Origin of the sequence: Streptomyces sp. NBRC 110028, from assembly GCF_001417735.1 — a bacterium.
Classification (GTDB): domain Bacteria; phylum Actinomycetota; class Actinomycetes; order Streptomycetales; family Streptomycetaceae; genus Streptomyces.
Window position 1 is genome coordinate 461,861 of record NZ_BBUZ01000024.1, and the last position, 12,960, is coordinate 474,820.

Below are 12,960 nucleotides of genomic sequence, written 5' to 3' on the forward strand. Positions count from 1 at the left end.
CACTCCGCAGGCGACGAGAGGAAGGCCCTGTCATGGCGACATTCGTGACCATCGGATACGGGGACAGGGACGGCTATGACCGTACGGATGCGGCGGTACGGGACGAGGCGCACGCGCATGACGCCCGCATGGCCGAGGCCGGGGCCGTCATGGGCATCGCCGGCTCGCCCGTGCAGGTGCGCAACCACGACGGTGCCCGCACGACCGTGGAGGGCGGTTCCTTCATGTCCTCGGCCCTCCCCGTGGCGGGGTTCGGGATCATCGAGGCCGCGACCCTGGAGGAGGCCGTCGACCTCGTGTCGAAGACCCCGTGCGCGGTCGCCCAGGGCGTGGTCGAGGTCTGGCCGTTGCGGGAGGCACCAGCGCCTCGGTGATGCCGGTGCCGATGGGACGTCGTGGTGATGTGCGGCGGCACCGGGCAGGCCGTGGCCGGTCTGCCGTCCGGAGGGGACGGGGCGGCAGACCGGCTTGGCGAGGTGCACCTGACAGGTTGCGAGCGGATCAGGGGCACGCGGACGGTGCTTCGGGGTGGGTCAGTGCACCATGCAGACCGGCGTGGCCGAGGTGTCCGGGGATCCGCTGGCCGCGTAGCCGAAGGTGGTCGAGGCCCCGGCGGACAGGGAGCCGTTCCAGTCGGCGTTGGTGACCGAGGCCGCCGTATCGCTGGTGGTCAGCTTGCCGTTCCAGGCGCTGTCGACCCGCTGTCCGGCGGGAAGGGTCCAGTCGACCATCCACGAGGAGATCGGCGTGGCGCCGGAGTTGGTCACCGTCACCTCGGCCTGGTAGCCGCCGTTCCAGCTGCTGGTGGTCTTCTGGGTCGCGGTGCACTTGGAAGTCGGCGGGTCGGTGGGGTCACTGCCGCTGGAGGTGGCGCCCGGGACCGTCACTTCGCCGTTGCCGCCGTCGAAGACGACGTCGGAGCAGCTGTAGAAGGTCTCCTGGCTGTCCGAGCGGGTCCAGACGGTGTAGATGATGTGGCGTCCGCTCTTGCCCGAGGGCAGGGTGGCGTTCCACGTGTACTTGCCGTCGACGGTGCCGACCGGGCCGGACTGCGGCGGGTTGGTCACCGTGTCGAACGGCTGGTCCTCCAGGTCGTTCCAGGTGAGCGGCTTCGTCGGGTCGATCGGGTTCTTGGTGACGTAGCTGCGGAACGAACCCGGGTGCGCGGCCCAGGCGTTGTACGAGAACTGCATGGTCTTGCCGGAGGTCAGATGGGTCACCGGCCAGTCATTGCTGCCCAGGTCGAAGCCGGAGAAGTCGTAGACGGTGGCGGCGCCGCTGCACAGCTTGCCGTCGGGGATGAATCCCTTGGTCCGGCCCGCGCCGTCCGAGCGGAGGACCGCGAACCAGTTGTAGAACGGGGTCGCGCCACTCTTGTTGAACGCGGCCTTGCAGGCCGGGTTGGTCGGCTTGACCTCACCGCTGCTGGACAGGCTGTACTTCCAGCACAGATAGGTGCGGCTGCCCGGCACCATGGGCGCGCCGTGGGCGGAGGCGCTGCCTCCGGAGAAGAAGACGAGGCCCAGGGCGGGCAGTACGGAGAGCAGTACCAGCAGGACGGATCTGCGGGCGCGGGGGCTGTCCGCCGGGCGTGGGGGGCGTACGGGGGCCAGTAATCGTCGAGCCATTGCGCGGGTCTTCCCTTCGACGTGACCGGGTGGGGAACCGTCGGCATGGGAGCGCTCCCAATTTCCTTGTGAACGTAGCGCGCGGGAGTGTGACTGTAAATGCTTCAGGACACGAACCCGCGCGCCCGGGCTTCTGAGAGCTGCCCGTCATCCCCAGCGGGCTCCCGACGCCGGCTACGGTCACTCGCCGCGTTGCCGGGATCGCCCGAGTACGACCCGGTACGAGGGCGCCCCTCCGCCTTGCGATTGACCGCGTCCGACGCCGCTCGCCGATCCACTGGGGATGACGGGAGCGCCCTCAGTCACGGACCAGGAGGGCCACCGGGAGCCGGTCCAGCAGTTCGGCGAGCGGGGTCGCTCCGCCCGCCGCCCGGCCGGTCAGCAGGTCCCGCCAGTGGCCCGGGGGCAGGGGCAGCCGGGTGCGGGGGTCCCAGCCGCCCGCCTCGGCCAGGCGCCGGGAGAGGCGGGTGGTGACGGTGATCGCGCCACCGCCCCCGCCGCTCGTGCCGTCGTCACGGAGGAAGGCCACGCAGTGGGTGGACGCCGGCCCGGCGGCGATCAGGGGGGTGTAGCCGCTTCCGGGGCCGAACCACGACGGGTGGTCCCGGCGCAGCCGCAGCGCGGCCCGGGTGAGCAGCAGCTTCTCGGCGGACAGCTCGTCAGCGGCGTGACCGTCCAGCGCGGGCGGGCGGCGGTTGTCCGGGTCGACGAGCGCCCGGTAGACGCGCTCGGTGTCCATGTACAGGTCGGGCACGCCCGGCATGGTCAGGTGCAGCAGGGCCGCGCCGAGGGTGTTGACCCGGGCGGGGGCGGCGATGTCGGACGCGAAGGCGTCCAGCGCCGCCCACGGCGCGGCCTCCACGCAGGCCGTCACGGCGTCCTCGTACGCGGCGTTCCGCTCGGTCCAGGTCGTGTGCAGCCCCGCCTCCCGGACCGCCTTGAGCATCGCCGGTACGAGCCGCCGAGCGTCCGGGGCGCCCAGGCCGAGCGCGGTCTGCCAGGCCGTCCAGACGAGCTGCGGGCCGGGGGCCTCCGGCCGCGCCGGATCCGCCGGTTCCGCCGATTCCGCCGATTCCGCCGATTCCGCCGATTCCGCCAGCAGCCGGCCCCACCGGGCCGGGGACTCGGTGAGGGCGGCGATCCGGGCCCGTACGTCCGCGCTGCGCTTGGTGTCGTGGGTGGACAGCACCGTGCCGGTCGTGGGCCAGTCCCGTAAGAGGCGGGCGGCGAAGGCGTGGAACTCCTCGGGGCAGACGGCCGGGTGCCCGGGGTCGCCGCCGACCTCCGCCGCCGAGAGCAGCGGGGTGTAGCGGTAGAAGGCGGTGTCCTCGACGGACTTGGCGCGCAGCGCGGCGGCGGTCTGGGCGAAGCGGGCGCAGAAGTCTCGGTGGTCCGGGCCGTCGCCGAGCCTGCCGAGGGCCGCGTCCCGTACGGTGTCCACCGCCCGGGCCTCCGCCTCGACCGTGCGGGCCGCGGCGGTGAAGGCCGTACGGGCGTCCCGCGCGGCCCGGTGCAGCATCGCCGCGTCCGCCTCCGCCGCCGGGGCGCCGACGGCGGCGTACGGGCGGTAGACCGGCAGCCGTACCAGCAGCGCGCGGATCGCCGTGCGCAGCGCCCAGGGCGCGTGGTCGCGCAGCGGCGGCGAGGCGGCGCAGATCCGGGAGGCGGTGCGGGTCAGGCGCTCCACCTCCGCGGCCAGTTCGTGGTGGACGACGTGCCGGGCGGCGCGGCGGACCGTGGCCGCCCAGTCGCCGCCCTCGTCCGGCGGGGCGGCGGTGAAGGCGCGGTAGGCGGCGGTCAGCTTCTCCAGCCCGTCCGGGTCGACGAAGAGGCCGTCGATGTGGTGCAGCGCGTCGTAGCCGGTCGTTCCGGCGACGGGCCAGTGGGCGGGCAGCGGTTCGTCCCGGGCGAGGATCTTCTCCACGACGGTCCAGCGGCCGTCGCCGCCCGTCGCGGCCCGCACCGCCTCGTCCAGCCTCCGCAGATAGCCCTCGGGGTCGGCGAGGCCGTCCGGGTGGTCCACCCGCAGCCCGTCGAGCACCCCGTCGCGCACCAGCTCCAGCAGCGTGCGGTGGGTGGCGTCGAAGACCTCCGGGTCCTCGACGCGCACCGCGATCAGCTCGGAGATGGTGAAGAAGCGGCGGTAGTTCAGCTCGGTTCGGGCCAGCCGCCACCAGCCGAGCCGGTACCACTGGGCGTCCAGCAGTTCGGCCGGCGGCAGCCGCTCGGTGCCGGGCCGCAGCGGGAACTCGTGGTCGTAGTAGCGCAGCACCCCGTCGTCCCCGGGCCGCAGCCGCTCCCACTCGTCGCCGAGCGGCCCGCCGAGCACGGGCAGCAGCACCTTGCGGCCGTGCTCGGCCCAGTCGATGTCGAACCACCGCGCGTAAGGCGACTCGGGCCCGTCCCGCAGCACCTCCCACAGCGGCCCGTTGAGCCGTTCCGGCACGGGTACCGCCATATGGTTCGGCACGATGTCGGCGATCAGCCCGAGGCCGTGCGCCCGGGCCGTGCGGGCGAGGGCGCGCAGCCCCCGCTCGCCGCCCAGCTCCGCCCGTACGGCGGTGTGGTCCACGACGTCGTAGCCGTGCGTCGACCCGGGGCGGGCCTCCAGCACGGGGGACAGATGCAGATGGGAGACGCCGAGCGAGGCCAGATACGGCACGGCCCGCTCGGCGGCCGCGAAGGGGAAGCCGGGCTGGAGCTGCAGCCGGTAGGTGGCGGTGGGCGCGGTGCGGTCAGCCGTCATATGAACGTACGTACCCACAAGGGGCCGCTCAAGAGATGCCGGACCCCCGTCCGGGTGCACGCGTTCGCCGGCAGGACGGGCCGCCCGGGCCCGTGCGGCGGCTCGCCGGCCGGACGGCCGGTGGCCTCAGGCCGGGCGCTGGAGGACCATCAGGCCGCGGTCCACCAGGGTCAGCCGGTCACCCGCGGCGACCTTCTGGCCGCTGCCGGGCTCCACGCCCTCGGGGACCGCCGTGTCCACGATGACCTGCCACTGCTTGCCGTGGTCGACGGGCACGACGAAGTCCAGGGGCTCGTGGTGGGCGTTGAAGAGCAGCAGGAACGAGTCGTCGGTGATGCGCTCGCCCCGCACGCCCGGCTCGGAGATCGCGCTGCCGTTGAGGAAGACCGCGAGGGACTTGGCGTGGGCGGCCTGCCAGTCGCGCTGGCGCATCTCCTCGCCCTCGTGGGTGAACCACGCGATGTCGGACAGCTCGTCGTGGGTGCCCTCCACCGGGCGGCCGTGGAAGAAGCGGCGGCGGCGGAAGACGGGATGGTCGCGGCGCAGCCAGATCAGGGAGCGGGTGAAGCGCAGCAGCTCCTGGGCCTCCCGGTCCTCGTCGGTCGCGTCCTTGCCGACCAGCGGCCAGCGCACCCAGGAGGTTTCGTTGTCCTGGCAGTACGCGTTGTTGTTGCCGCCCTGGGTGCGGGCGAACTCGTCGCCGTGGCTGAGCATGGGCACGCCCTGGGAGAGCATCAGGGTGGCGATGAAGTTGCGCATCTGACGGCGGCGCAGGGCGCGGACCCCGGGGTCGTCGGTCTCGCCCTCGGCGCCGCAGTTCCAGGAGCGGTTGTAGCTCTCGCCGTCCTGGTTGGACTCCCCGTTGGCCTCGTTGTGCTTCTCGTCGTAGCTCACCAGGTCGCGCAGGGTGAAGCCGTCGTGGCAGGTGACGAAGTTGACGGAGGCGAGCGGGCGGCGGCCGTCGTTCTGGTAGAGGTCGGAGGAGCCGGTGAGCCGGGAGGCGAATTCGGCCAGGGTGCGGGGTTCACCGCGCCACAGATCGCGCACGGTATCCCGGAACTTTCCGTTCCACTCGGTCCACAGCGGCGGGAAGTTCCCCACCTGATAGCCGCCCTCGCCGACGTCCCACGGCTCGGCGATCAGCTTCACCTGGCTGACCACCGGGTCCTGCTGCACCAGGTCGAAGAACGACGACAGCCGGTCCACCTCGTGGAACTGACGGGCCAGGGTCGCCGCCAGATCGAAGCGGAAGCCGTCCACCCGCATCTCGGTCACCCAGTACCGCAGGGAGTCCATGATCAGCTGGAGGACGTGGGGGCTGCGCATGAGCAGGGAGTTTCCGGTGCCGGTGGTGTCCATGTAGTACCGCCGGTCCTCGGTCAGCCGGTAGTACGAGGCGTTGTCCAGCCCCCGGAAGGAGAGCGTCGGCCCCAGGTGGTTGCCCTCGGCGGTGTGGTTGTAGACGACGTCGAGGATGACCTCGATGCCCGCCTGGTGCAGCGCCCGCACCGCCGACTTGAACTCCAGCACCTGCTGTCCCCGGTCGCCCCAGGACGCGTAGGCGTTGTGCGGGGCGAAGAAGCCGATGGTGTTGTAGCCCCAGTAGTTGGCGAGGCCCTCGTCGACCAGCCGGTGGTCGTGGACGAACTGGTGTACGGGCATCAGCTCCAGCGTGGTGACGCCCAGCTCCGTCAGATGCTCGATGATCGCCGGATGGGCCAGCGCCGCGTAGGTGCCGCGCAGCTCCTCCGGAAGCCGCGGATGGCGCATGGTCAGGCCCTTCACATGGGCCTCGTAGATGACCGTGCGGTGGTAGTCGGTGCGCGGCGGCCGGTCGTCGCCCCAGTCGAAGTACGGATTGACCACGACCGAGGCCATCGTGTGGGGGGCCGAGTCCAGGTCATTGCGCTTGTCCGGCCGGTGGAAGTGGTAGCCGTAGACCTCCTCGCCCCAGTTGATCTTCCCGCTGATGGCCCTGGCGTACGGGTCCAGCAGCAGCTTGGCGGAATTGCATCGGTCGCCGTTCTCCGGTGCGTACGGGCCGTGGACCCGGAAGCCGTAGCGCTGGCCCGGCATGATGCCCGGCAGATAGGCGTGGCGCACGAACCCGTCCGTCTCGCGCAGTTCGACGGCCGTCTCCGAGCCGTCGTCGTGCAGCAGACACAGCTCGATGCGCGTGGCGGCCTCGGAGAACACCGCGAAGTTGGTTCCGGCGCCGTCGTACGTGGCGCCCAGGGGATAAGCGTGTCCCGGCCAGACCTGCATACGACGACTCTTCCACTTCTCCTCCCGGGGCCGCGAGCACCGCCCGCCCCGGACCGAACCGACCGACGACGCATCCTTTCCCAACTTCACTGGGAAGACGGCCGTTTCGACGGAACTTCCTCAAACGGGAGGCAACCTACGGCCATATCGGTTCGTCCTACCGAGTGACCTTGACGTATGCGATATCCCGCTATGGCGGGGCATACGGCTGGATGGGATCGCCGGGGGGATTGGGGAAGAGCCGTGCGCAAGTTGAACCATCGCCATCTGGGAAGAGTGATGGCGGGTGTGGCCGTGGCCGCCACGGCCACGGCGGTCATGGTCGGGGTGACGCTGCCGGACAGCGCCTCCGGCAAGGAGGGGCGCGGCGGCGGACCGCAGGGCTCCGCCGCGGAGCAGGGCCAGGCCGCCCGGCAGCTGCCCGGCGTCGTCGAGGACGCGCCCCTCCAGCGGAAGACCGGCACGGGCCGGGACCCGCTCACCGACGCCGAGCTGAAGCGCGCCCGGACGCTCGCGCTCGGCCGTGGCTTCCGGGACAGCGGCAAGGACGTCAAGGGCGGCAAGGGCCCGGAGCAGCTCTCCACCGACCTCGCCGAGCTGACCCCCGACGAGGTCGGCGCGGCCGACCCGCCCCGCCGGGCCGACGTCACGTACTACGACTACGGCGACGACACCTATGTGACGAAGACCGTCGATCTGGGCTCGGGCAAGGTCGAGCACACCGACACCCAGCGCGGCGTCCAGCCGCCGCCCAACCGGGACGAGGCGCGCGAGGCGGCCCGGCTGCTGATCGCCGACAAGCTCGGCGAGGGGCTGAAGAAGGACTTCAAGGACGCCACCGGCAAGACGCTGACCAGCCCCGGCCAGCTGGTCGTCACCGGCTTCGTCTACCGCACGGGTGTGGACGCCCCGGGCCCCGCCGCCACCCGGGACTGCGGCAAGCACCGCTGCGTGCGGCTGTTCACCAGGGTGGCGGGCGGCCCCTGGATCGACACCCGGCAGCTGGTCATCGACCTGAGCGTCCGGTCCGTCGCCCGGCTGGGCTCGTAGGACACCGCGTCCGCCCCTCCACCCCCCTTTGTGACAGGAGCACCCCTCCATGCGTGAAAGAAGGCTGCGCCGGGCCCGCACCCGGTTCGCGGCGGCCCTCGGCGCCTCGGCGCTGATCGGCTCGGTGGCGGTCGCCGCCGGACCGGCACAGGCCGCGCCGCAGGCACCGGCCAAGTCCGCGGCGGCCGCCGCGGACTGCAGCGCCGCGTACAAGATCCAGGAGACCCTGGACGGCGGCACCGTCTGGCGAATGTGCTGGCACTACGAGAGCAAGGCCGGGCTGGTGCTCGACAACATCTCGTACCAGCCCAAGGGCGAAGCACGTCCCATCAAGGTGCTGACCTCGGCGAAAATCGGCCAGATCCACGTCCCGTACGACGACGGCAAGGCCGAGTACGACGACCTCACCGGGCAGGGCTTCGCCCAGGGGCTGCAGCAGCTGGCTCCGGCCGAGTGCCCCGGCGGCACCATCAAGACCGTGCGGGTGCCGGACGCCTGGGACCCCGACCACCCGGACGTCAAGGGGCTGTGCGCCACCACCCGGTCCCGCGGCCACGCCTACCGCATGGACGACGGCCAGAAGCTCTACCAGGCCCAGGGCAAGGACCTGCTGGTCTACACCGTCAACCAGGTCGGCTGGTACGAGTACATCACCGAGTGGCGGTTCGCGGGCGACGGCATGATGTCGATGCAGGTCGGCGCCACCGGCACGCTCTCCCCGATGGACTACGACGCGGGCGACGGCCGCGGCTGGCCGATCGGCAAGGGCGCCAAGGACTACGCCACCAGCCACGCCCACAACGTCTTCTGGCGGCTGAACTTCGGCCTCGACGGCTCCCCTGGAGCCAAGGTCGAGCAGTACGACTCCAAGACCACGGCCGCCGCCGGCCGGATCCCCACGACCAAGACCACCCGCACCAAGGTCACCAAGGAGCTGGCGGGCGACGCGGTGGGGTCCCGGTGGTGGCGGGTGGTGAGCACGGCGGGCAAGAACAAGGACGGCCATCCGCGCAGCTACGAGATCGTGCCCGGCCACACCACCAAGTACCAGGGACGCAGTTTCACCAAGCACGACGTCTACTTCACGCAGTACAACAAATGTGAACAGTTTGCGAGCAACAACCTGGCGAACTGCGGCGCCCGGGCCGGTAAGAGCGTCGACACATGGGTCAACGGCCAGACGCTCACCCACCCGGTCGTGTGGGTCAACATCGGGTTCCACCACATCGCCCGTGACGAGGACCAGGAACCGATGCCGCTGCACTGGCAGGGTTTCCAACTCGCCCCCCGCGACGTGACCGCGATGAACCCGCTCACGCCTCCCGCACTCGCCGGCCACAACGGCCACACAGAAGAATAAGGTTGGCCCTCGGGCCGACCGGAGTGTCGCACCGCCCCCGCCTGAGCAGTAGTCTGCGGTGATCGTTGGTGCGGGGGCGGAAGGCGGTGCGCAGGTGAGCTCGGGCGGGCTGGAGCTGCCCCCTGGTGACGGAGGTCCCGGGGGTGACGGCTCCACCGAGGCACCCCCCGGTGCGGTGTCCCTGGTGCGTCCGATGGAGATCGGAGCGGAACTGGACTGGGGCGCGGACGCCTGGGACGAGGTGCGGACGCGCGCACGCCGGGCCGGGCGGGCCTACATCTGGCTGAATCTGGTCGAACAGCGGCTGCGCGCGGTCGTCGGCGCGGTGCTCCGGCCGATCTACGAACCGGTCCACGGCGACGACTGGGTCATCGCCGCCGCCGGACCGGCCGGCCAGGAGTGGGTGCAGCGGGCCGTGGCGGTCCGGGAGGTGAGCCGCCGCAAGGGCTATCTGCTCGACCCGGCCGACGACAACACCCTCAGCTTCCTCACCCTGCCCCAGCTGCGCGAACTCCTCGTCCAGCACTGGCCGTGCTTCGAGCCCTACCTGGACGACCGGCGCGAGGTGGAGCTGGCCCTGGACGAGCTGGAGGTGGCCCGTAACGTCGTCTCCCGCAACCGCGCCCTGTCCGGGACCGTGCTGGCCCAGGCCGAGCGGGCCTCGGCCCGGCTGCTGGAGATCCTCGGCAGCGGCACCGGAGACCCCGTCACCGACCGGCTGCCCATCGACGCGGTCGAGGACCTGGTCGGCGACCGCTACGCGGACGTGGTCGGCGTCCACCCCGACCGGGTGCGGCTCCAGCGGCAGCTGCCCGTCGAGGACCTGTTCGGGGGCGCCCGGCGGCTGGACGCGGTCGGCATCGGGCTCAACCTCCTGGTCCAGAACTACTCCGGCCGCCGCCTGGTCCGCCTCGCCGAGGCCGGCTGCCGGGCCCGGCTGCTGTTCCTCAACCCCGCCAGCAGCGCGGTACGGCGCCGGGAGCGCGAGCTGGGTTTGAAGAAGGGCGAGCTGAGCCGCTCGGTGGAGATGAACATCCTCCACATGCGCCGGGTGCGCGCCGCCCTGCGCGACCCGGGCGCCTTCGAGATCCACGTCTTCGACGAGACCCCCCGCTTCACCGCCTACCTGGTCAACGGCGACGGCTCGGACGGGCTCGCGGTCGTCCAGTCGTACCTGCGCAAGGCACGCGGCATGGAGGCCCCGGTCCTGGTGCTGCGCGGCGGCGGCCGGGGGCGCGAAGTGGTGCGCGAGGGGCGCGATCCGAATGAGGGCGACGGCGGGCTCTTCGGCACCTACCGGGAGGAGTTCGAGAGCGTCTGGTCGGACTCCCGCCCGGTGTCCTGAGGAGCCCGCTGCCGGCCGGCCTCAGCCGAGGCCGCGCTTGGCGCGCTCGGCCCGCGCACAATCCGGCCGGGCCGTGCGTCGGCTTCATCGGGGTCGTCGCCGGGCGGCGCGGCCACGGCTACGCGTACGACCTGCTCGTGGAGTGCACCCACGAGCTGGTGGAACGCGGCGCGATCAGGATCGCCGCCGCGACCGACCGGGACAACCGGCCGATGGCCGCGCATTTCGCCAGGGCGGGCTATCCGGTCACCCAGGAGCGCATCGACCTCGTGTGACACCTTCACCGGCCGGTACCGCCCTGCTGCGCGATCGGTGCTCCGTCCCCCAGCATGGTCCCGGACCCGTTCGCATGACGAGGTGAGGAGAGGGCAGTGCTGTTCGAGGTGTGGGCGCCGCATGCCGAGCGGGTCGGGCTGCATGTCGCCGGAAGCGGGCAGGGCCGTACGCGTCCCATGGAGCGCGATCCCGCGCGGGACGGATGGTGGCGGGCCGAGGCCGAGGCGGGGCACGGGACGGCTTACGGCTTCGCGCTCGACGACGGCCCGCCGCTGCCCGATCCGCGCTCCCGCCGCCAGCCGGACGGGCCGGAGGGGCTGAGCGCGGTGGTGGACCCCTCCCGCTTCGGCTGGGAGCGGGAGTGGTTCGGGCGGCCGCTGCCGGGCGCGGTGCTGTACGAGCTGCACATCGGGACGTTCACCCCGGAGGGCACCTTCGACGCGGCCGCGAGGCGGCTGCCGCATCTGGCCGGTCTCGGCGTCACGCACGTGGAGCTGATGCCGGTGTGCCCGTTTCCGGGGACGCACGGCTGGGGGTACGACGGGGTGGCGCCGTGGGCCGTGCACGAGCCGTACGGCGGGCCCGGGGGGCTGGCCCGGTTCGTGGCCGCCGCGCACCGGCAGGGCCTCGGCGTCGTGCTGGACGTGGTGCACAACCACCTGGGGCCGTCCGGCAACCGGCTGCCGGAGTTCGGGCCGTACTTCACCGACACCCACCACACCCCGTGGGGCGCGGCGGTCAACCTGGACGCGCCCGGCTCCGACGAGGTCCGCGCGTACTTCATCGGCAGCGCGCTCGCCTGGCTGCGCGACTACCGGCTGGACGGGCTGCGGCTGGACGCCGTGCACGCGCTGCACGACACCCGGGCCCGGCACTTCCTGGCCGAGCTGTCCGCCGCGGTGGACGCGCTGGCGGCCCGGGTCGGGCGGCCGCTGTTCCTGATCGGCGAGTCGGATCTGAACGACCCGCGCACCACGACGCCGCGCGAGGCGGGCGGCCACGGTCTGCACGCCCAGTGGAACGACGACTTCCACCACGCGCTGCACACGTACCTCACCGGCGAACGGCAGGGCTACTACGCCGACTTCGCCGACTTCGGCGCCGGGGGCCCCGGGGCCCTGGCGAAGACGCTGAGCGGCGGCTTCTTCCACGACGGTACATACTCGGCCTTCCGCGGCCGCCGCCACGGCAGCCCGCTGCACCCGCCCACCACCCCGGCGCACCGGCTCCTCGGCTACGCCCAGACCCATGACCAGATCGGCAACCGGGCCACCGGCGACCGGCTGTCCGGGCGGCTCTCCCCCGGGCTGCTGGCCTGCGCGGCGGCGGTCGTGCTGTGCGCGCCGTTCACGCCGATGCTGTTCATGGGCGAGGAGTGGGGCGCGGGTACGCCCTGGCAGTACTTCACCGACCACCGGGACCCGGAGCTGGCCGAGGCCGTACGGCGCGGGCGCCGCCGGGAGTTCGCCGCCCACGGCTGGGCGGAGGCGGACATCCCGGACCCCCAGGCCCCGGCGACCCGGCTGCGGTCCTGCCTGGACTGGACGGAGCCGGACCGGGAGCCGCACCGCGCGCTGCTGGACTGGCACCGGCGGCTGATCGCGCTGCGCCGCGCCGAGCCCGCCCTGACCGACCCCGCCTGGTCGTGCGCCGTGCCGCCGGCCGGCGGGGGCGGCTGCTTCGCCTTTCGGCGCGGCCCGCTGTGCGTCGTCCTCAACCCGCACGGCCGCCCGGCGGACGCCCGGCTGGAGCCGAGCCCCGCCGGGGTCACCGAGGTGGTCGCCGCCTGGCGGCCGGTCGAGCCGCCGGGCCCGGACGGCACGCTGCGGCTGCCGCCGGAGACGGCCGTGGTGCTCAGGTCGGCCTGAGGGCCGGTCAGCCCTCCTGGGGGGCGAGCCGCAGCGAGATGGAGTTGATGCAGTACCGCTGGTCGGTCGGGGTCGGATAGCCCTCGCCCGCGAAGACATGGCCGAGGTGCGAGCCGCAGCGGGCGCACCGCACCTCGGTGCGGACCATGCCGTGCGAGCGGTCGTCGATCAGCTCGACCGCGGACGAGTCCGCCGGGTCGTAGAAGGACGGCCAGCCGCAGTGGCTCTCGAACTTCGTCTCGGAGCGGAACAGCTCCGCCCCGCACGCCCGGCACGAGTAGACGCCGGTCGTCTTGGTGTCGGTGTATTCACCGGTGAAGGCGCGCTCGGTGCCCGCCTCGCGCAGGACGTGGTACTCCTGCGGGCTCAGCTCCGCGCGCCACTGCTCCTCCGGCTTGTCGATCTCGTACGCCATGGCAGGA

Annotated in this window: 9 protein-coding genes and 1 pseudogene; 6 read left to right on the forward strand and 4 right to left on the reverse strand. The window is 72.5% G+C overall.

Annotation, left to right across the window (positions count from 1 at the left end; translation table 11 throughout):
• The first annotated feature begins 32 nt into the window (after positions 1-32).
• A complete protein-coding gene (locus tag ASC60_RS11320; protein ID WP_055549523.1) occupies positions 33-374 on the forward strand; it encodes a YciI family protein in 342 nt (113 codons plus the stop codon).
• A 159-nt stretch (positions 375-533) separates the two neighbouring features.
• Here ASC60_RS11320 and ASC60_RS11325 read toward each other — a convergent pair whose 3' ends face one another.
• The 3 genes from ASC60_RS11325 to glgX all read right to left on the reverse strand — a co-directional run bounded on the left by ASC60_RS11325 (position 534) and on the right by glgX (position 6,639).
• Entirely contained in the window at positions 534-1,628 is a 1,095-nt protein-coding gene (locus tag ASC60_RS11325) for a lytic polysaccharide monooxygenase (protein ID WP_055549525.1), read from the reverse strand.
• Positions 1,629-1,926: 298 nt separating this feature from the next.
• Positions 1,927-4,374, reverse strand: coding sequence for a malto-oligosyltrehalose synthase (gene treY, locus ASC60_RS11330; RefSeq protein ID WP_055549527.1), 2,448 nt, complete (start codon positions 4,372-4,374; stop codon positions 1,927-1,929).
• 126 nt (positions 4,375-4,500) lie between these two features.
• The gene (gene glgX, locus ASC60_RS11335; RefSeq protein WP_055549529.1) at positions 4,501-6,639 is read right to left on the reverse strand and encodes a glycogen debranching protein GlgX; all 2,139 of its coding nucleotides are present in this window, start codon (positions 6,637-6,639) and stop codon (positions 4,501-4,503) included.
• A gap of 243 nt (positions 6,640-6,882) precedes the next feature.
• Between glgX and ASC60_RS11340 the strand changes: the two genes are divergently transcribed.
• From ASC60_RS11340 to treZ, 5 genes and pseudogenes are all read left to right on the forward strand, one after another.
• Positions 6,883-7,689 carry a Tat pathway signal sequence domain protein gene (locus ASC60_RS11340; RefSeq protein WP_234356893.1) on the forward strand — a complete coding sequence of 269 codons (807 nt, stop codon included), beginning with the start codon at positions 6,883-6,885 and terminating at the stop codon, positions 7,687-7,689.
• Positions 7,690-7,738: 49 nt separating this feature from the next.
• Positions 7,739-9,049, forward strand: coding sequence for a copper amine oxidase (locus ASC60_RS11345; protein ID WP_055549533.1), 1,311 nt, complete (start codon positions 7,739-7,741; stop codon positions 9,047-9,049).
• A gap of 94 nt (positions 9,050-9,143) precedes the next feature.
• A complete protein-coding gene (locus tag ASC60_RS11350) occupies positions 9,144-10,394 on the forward strand; it encodes an SAV2148 family HEPN domain-containing protein (RefSeq protein ID WP_055549535.1) in 1,251 nt (416 codons plus the stop codon).
• 50 nt (positions 10,395-10,444) lie between these two features.
• A pseudogene (locus ASC60_RS39010) lies at positions 10,445-10,669 on the forward strand (GNAT family N-acetyltransferase); the annotation flags it as partial.
• A gap of 96 nt (positions 10,670-10,765) precedes the next feature.
• Positions 10,766-12,538 carry a malto-oligosyltrehalose trehalohydrolase gene (gene treZ / locus ASC60_RS11355; protein WP_055549536.1) on the forward strand — a complete coding sequence of 591 codons (1,773 nt, stop codon included), beginning with the start codon at positions 10,766-10,768 and terminating at the stop codon, positions 12,536-12,538.
• A 7-nt stretch (positions 12,539-12,545) separates the two neighbouring features.
• Here the strand turns inward: treZ and msrB are convergent, their stop codons facing one another.
• The gene (msrB, locus tag ASC60_RS11360; protein ID WP_055549538.1) at positions 12,546-12,953 is read right to left on the reverse strand and encodes a peptide-methionine (R)-S-oxide reductase MsrB; all 408 of its coding nucleotides are present in this window, start codon (positions 12,951-12,953) and stop codon (positions 12,546-12,548) included.
• Between the last annotated feature and the right edge of the window lie 7 nt (positions 12,954-12,960).

What these genes read in the sequence shown, in the direction of transcription:
- treY (WP_055549527.1), bottom strand. Translation starts at nt 4,374, where the DNA reads ATGACGGCTGACCGCACCGCGCCCACCGCCACCTACCGGCTGCAGCTC.
- ASC60_RS11320 (WP_055549523.1), top strand. Translation starts at nt 33, where the DNA reads ATGGCGACATTCGTGACCATCGGATACGGGGACAGGGACGGCTATGAC.
- ASC60_RS11345 (WP_055549533.1), top strand. Translation starts at nt 7,739, where the DNA reads ATGCGTGAAAGAAGGCTGCGCCGGGCCCGCACCCGGTTCGCGGCGGCC.
- ASC60_RS11325 (WP_055549525.1), bottom strand. Translation starts at nt 1,628, where the DNA reads ATGGCTCGACGATTACTGGCCCCCGTACGCCCCCCACGCCCGGCGGAC.
- glgX (WP_055549529.1), bottom strand. Translation starts at nt 6,639, where the DNA reads ATGCAGGTCTGGCCGGGACACGCTTATCCCCTGGGCGCCACGTACGAC.
- msrB (WP_055549538.1), bottom strand. Translation starts at nt 12,953, where the DNA reads ATGGCGTACGAGATCGACAAGCCGGAGGAGCAGTGGCGCGCGGAGCTG.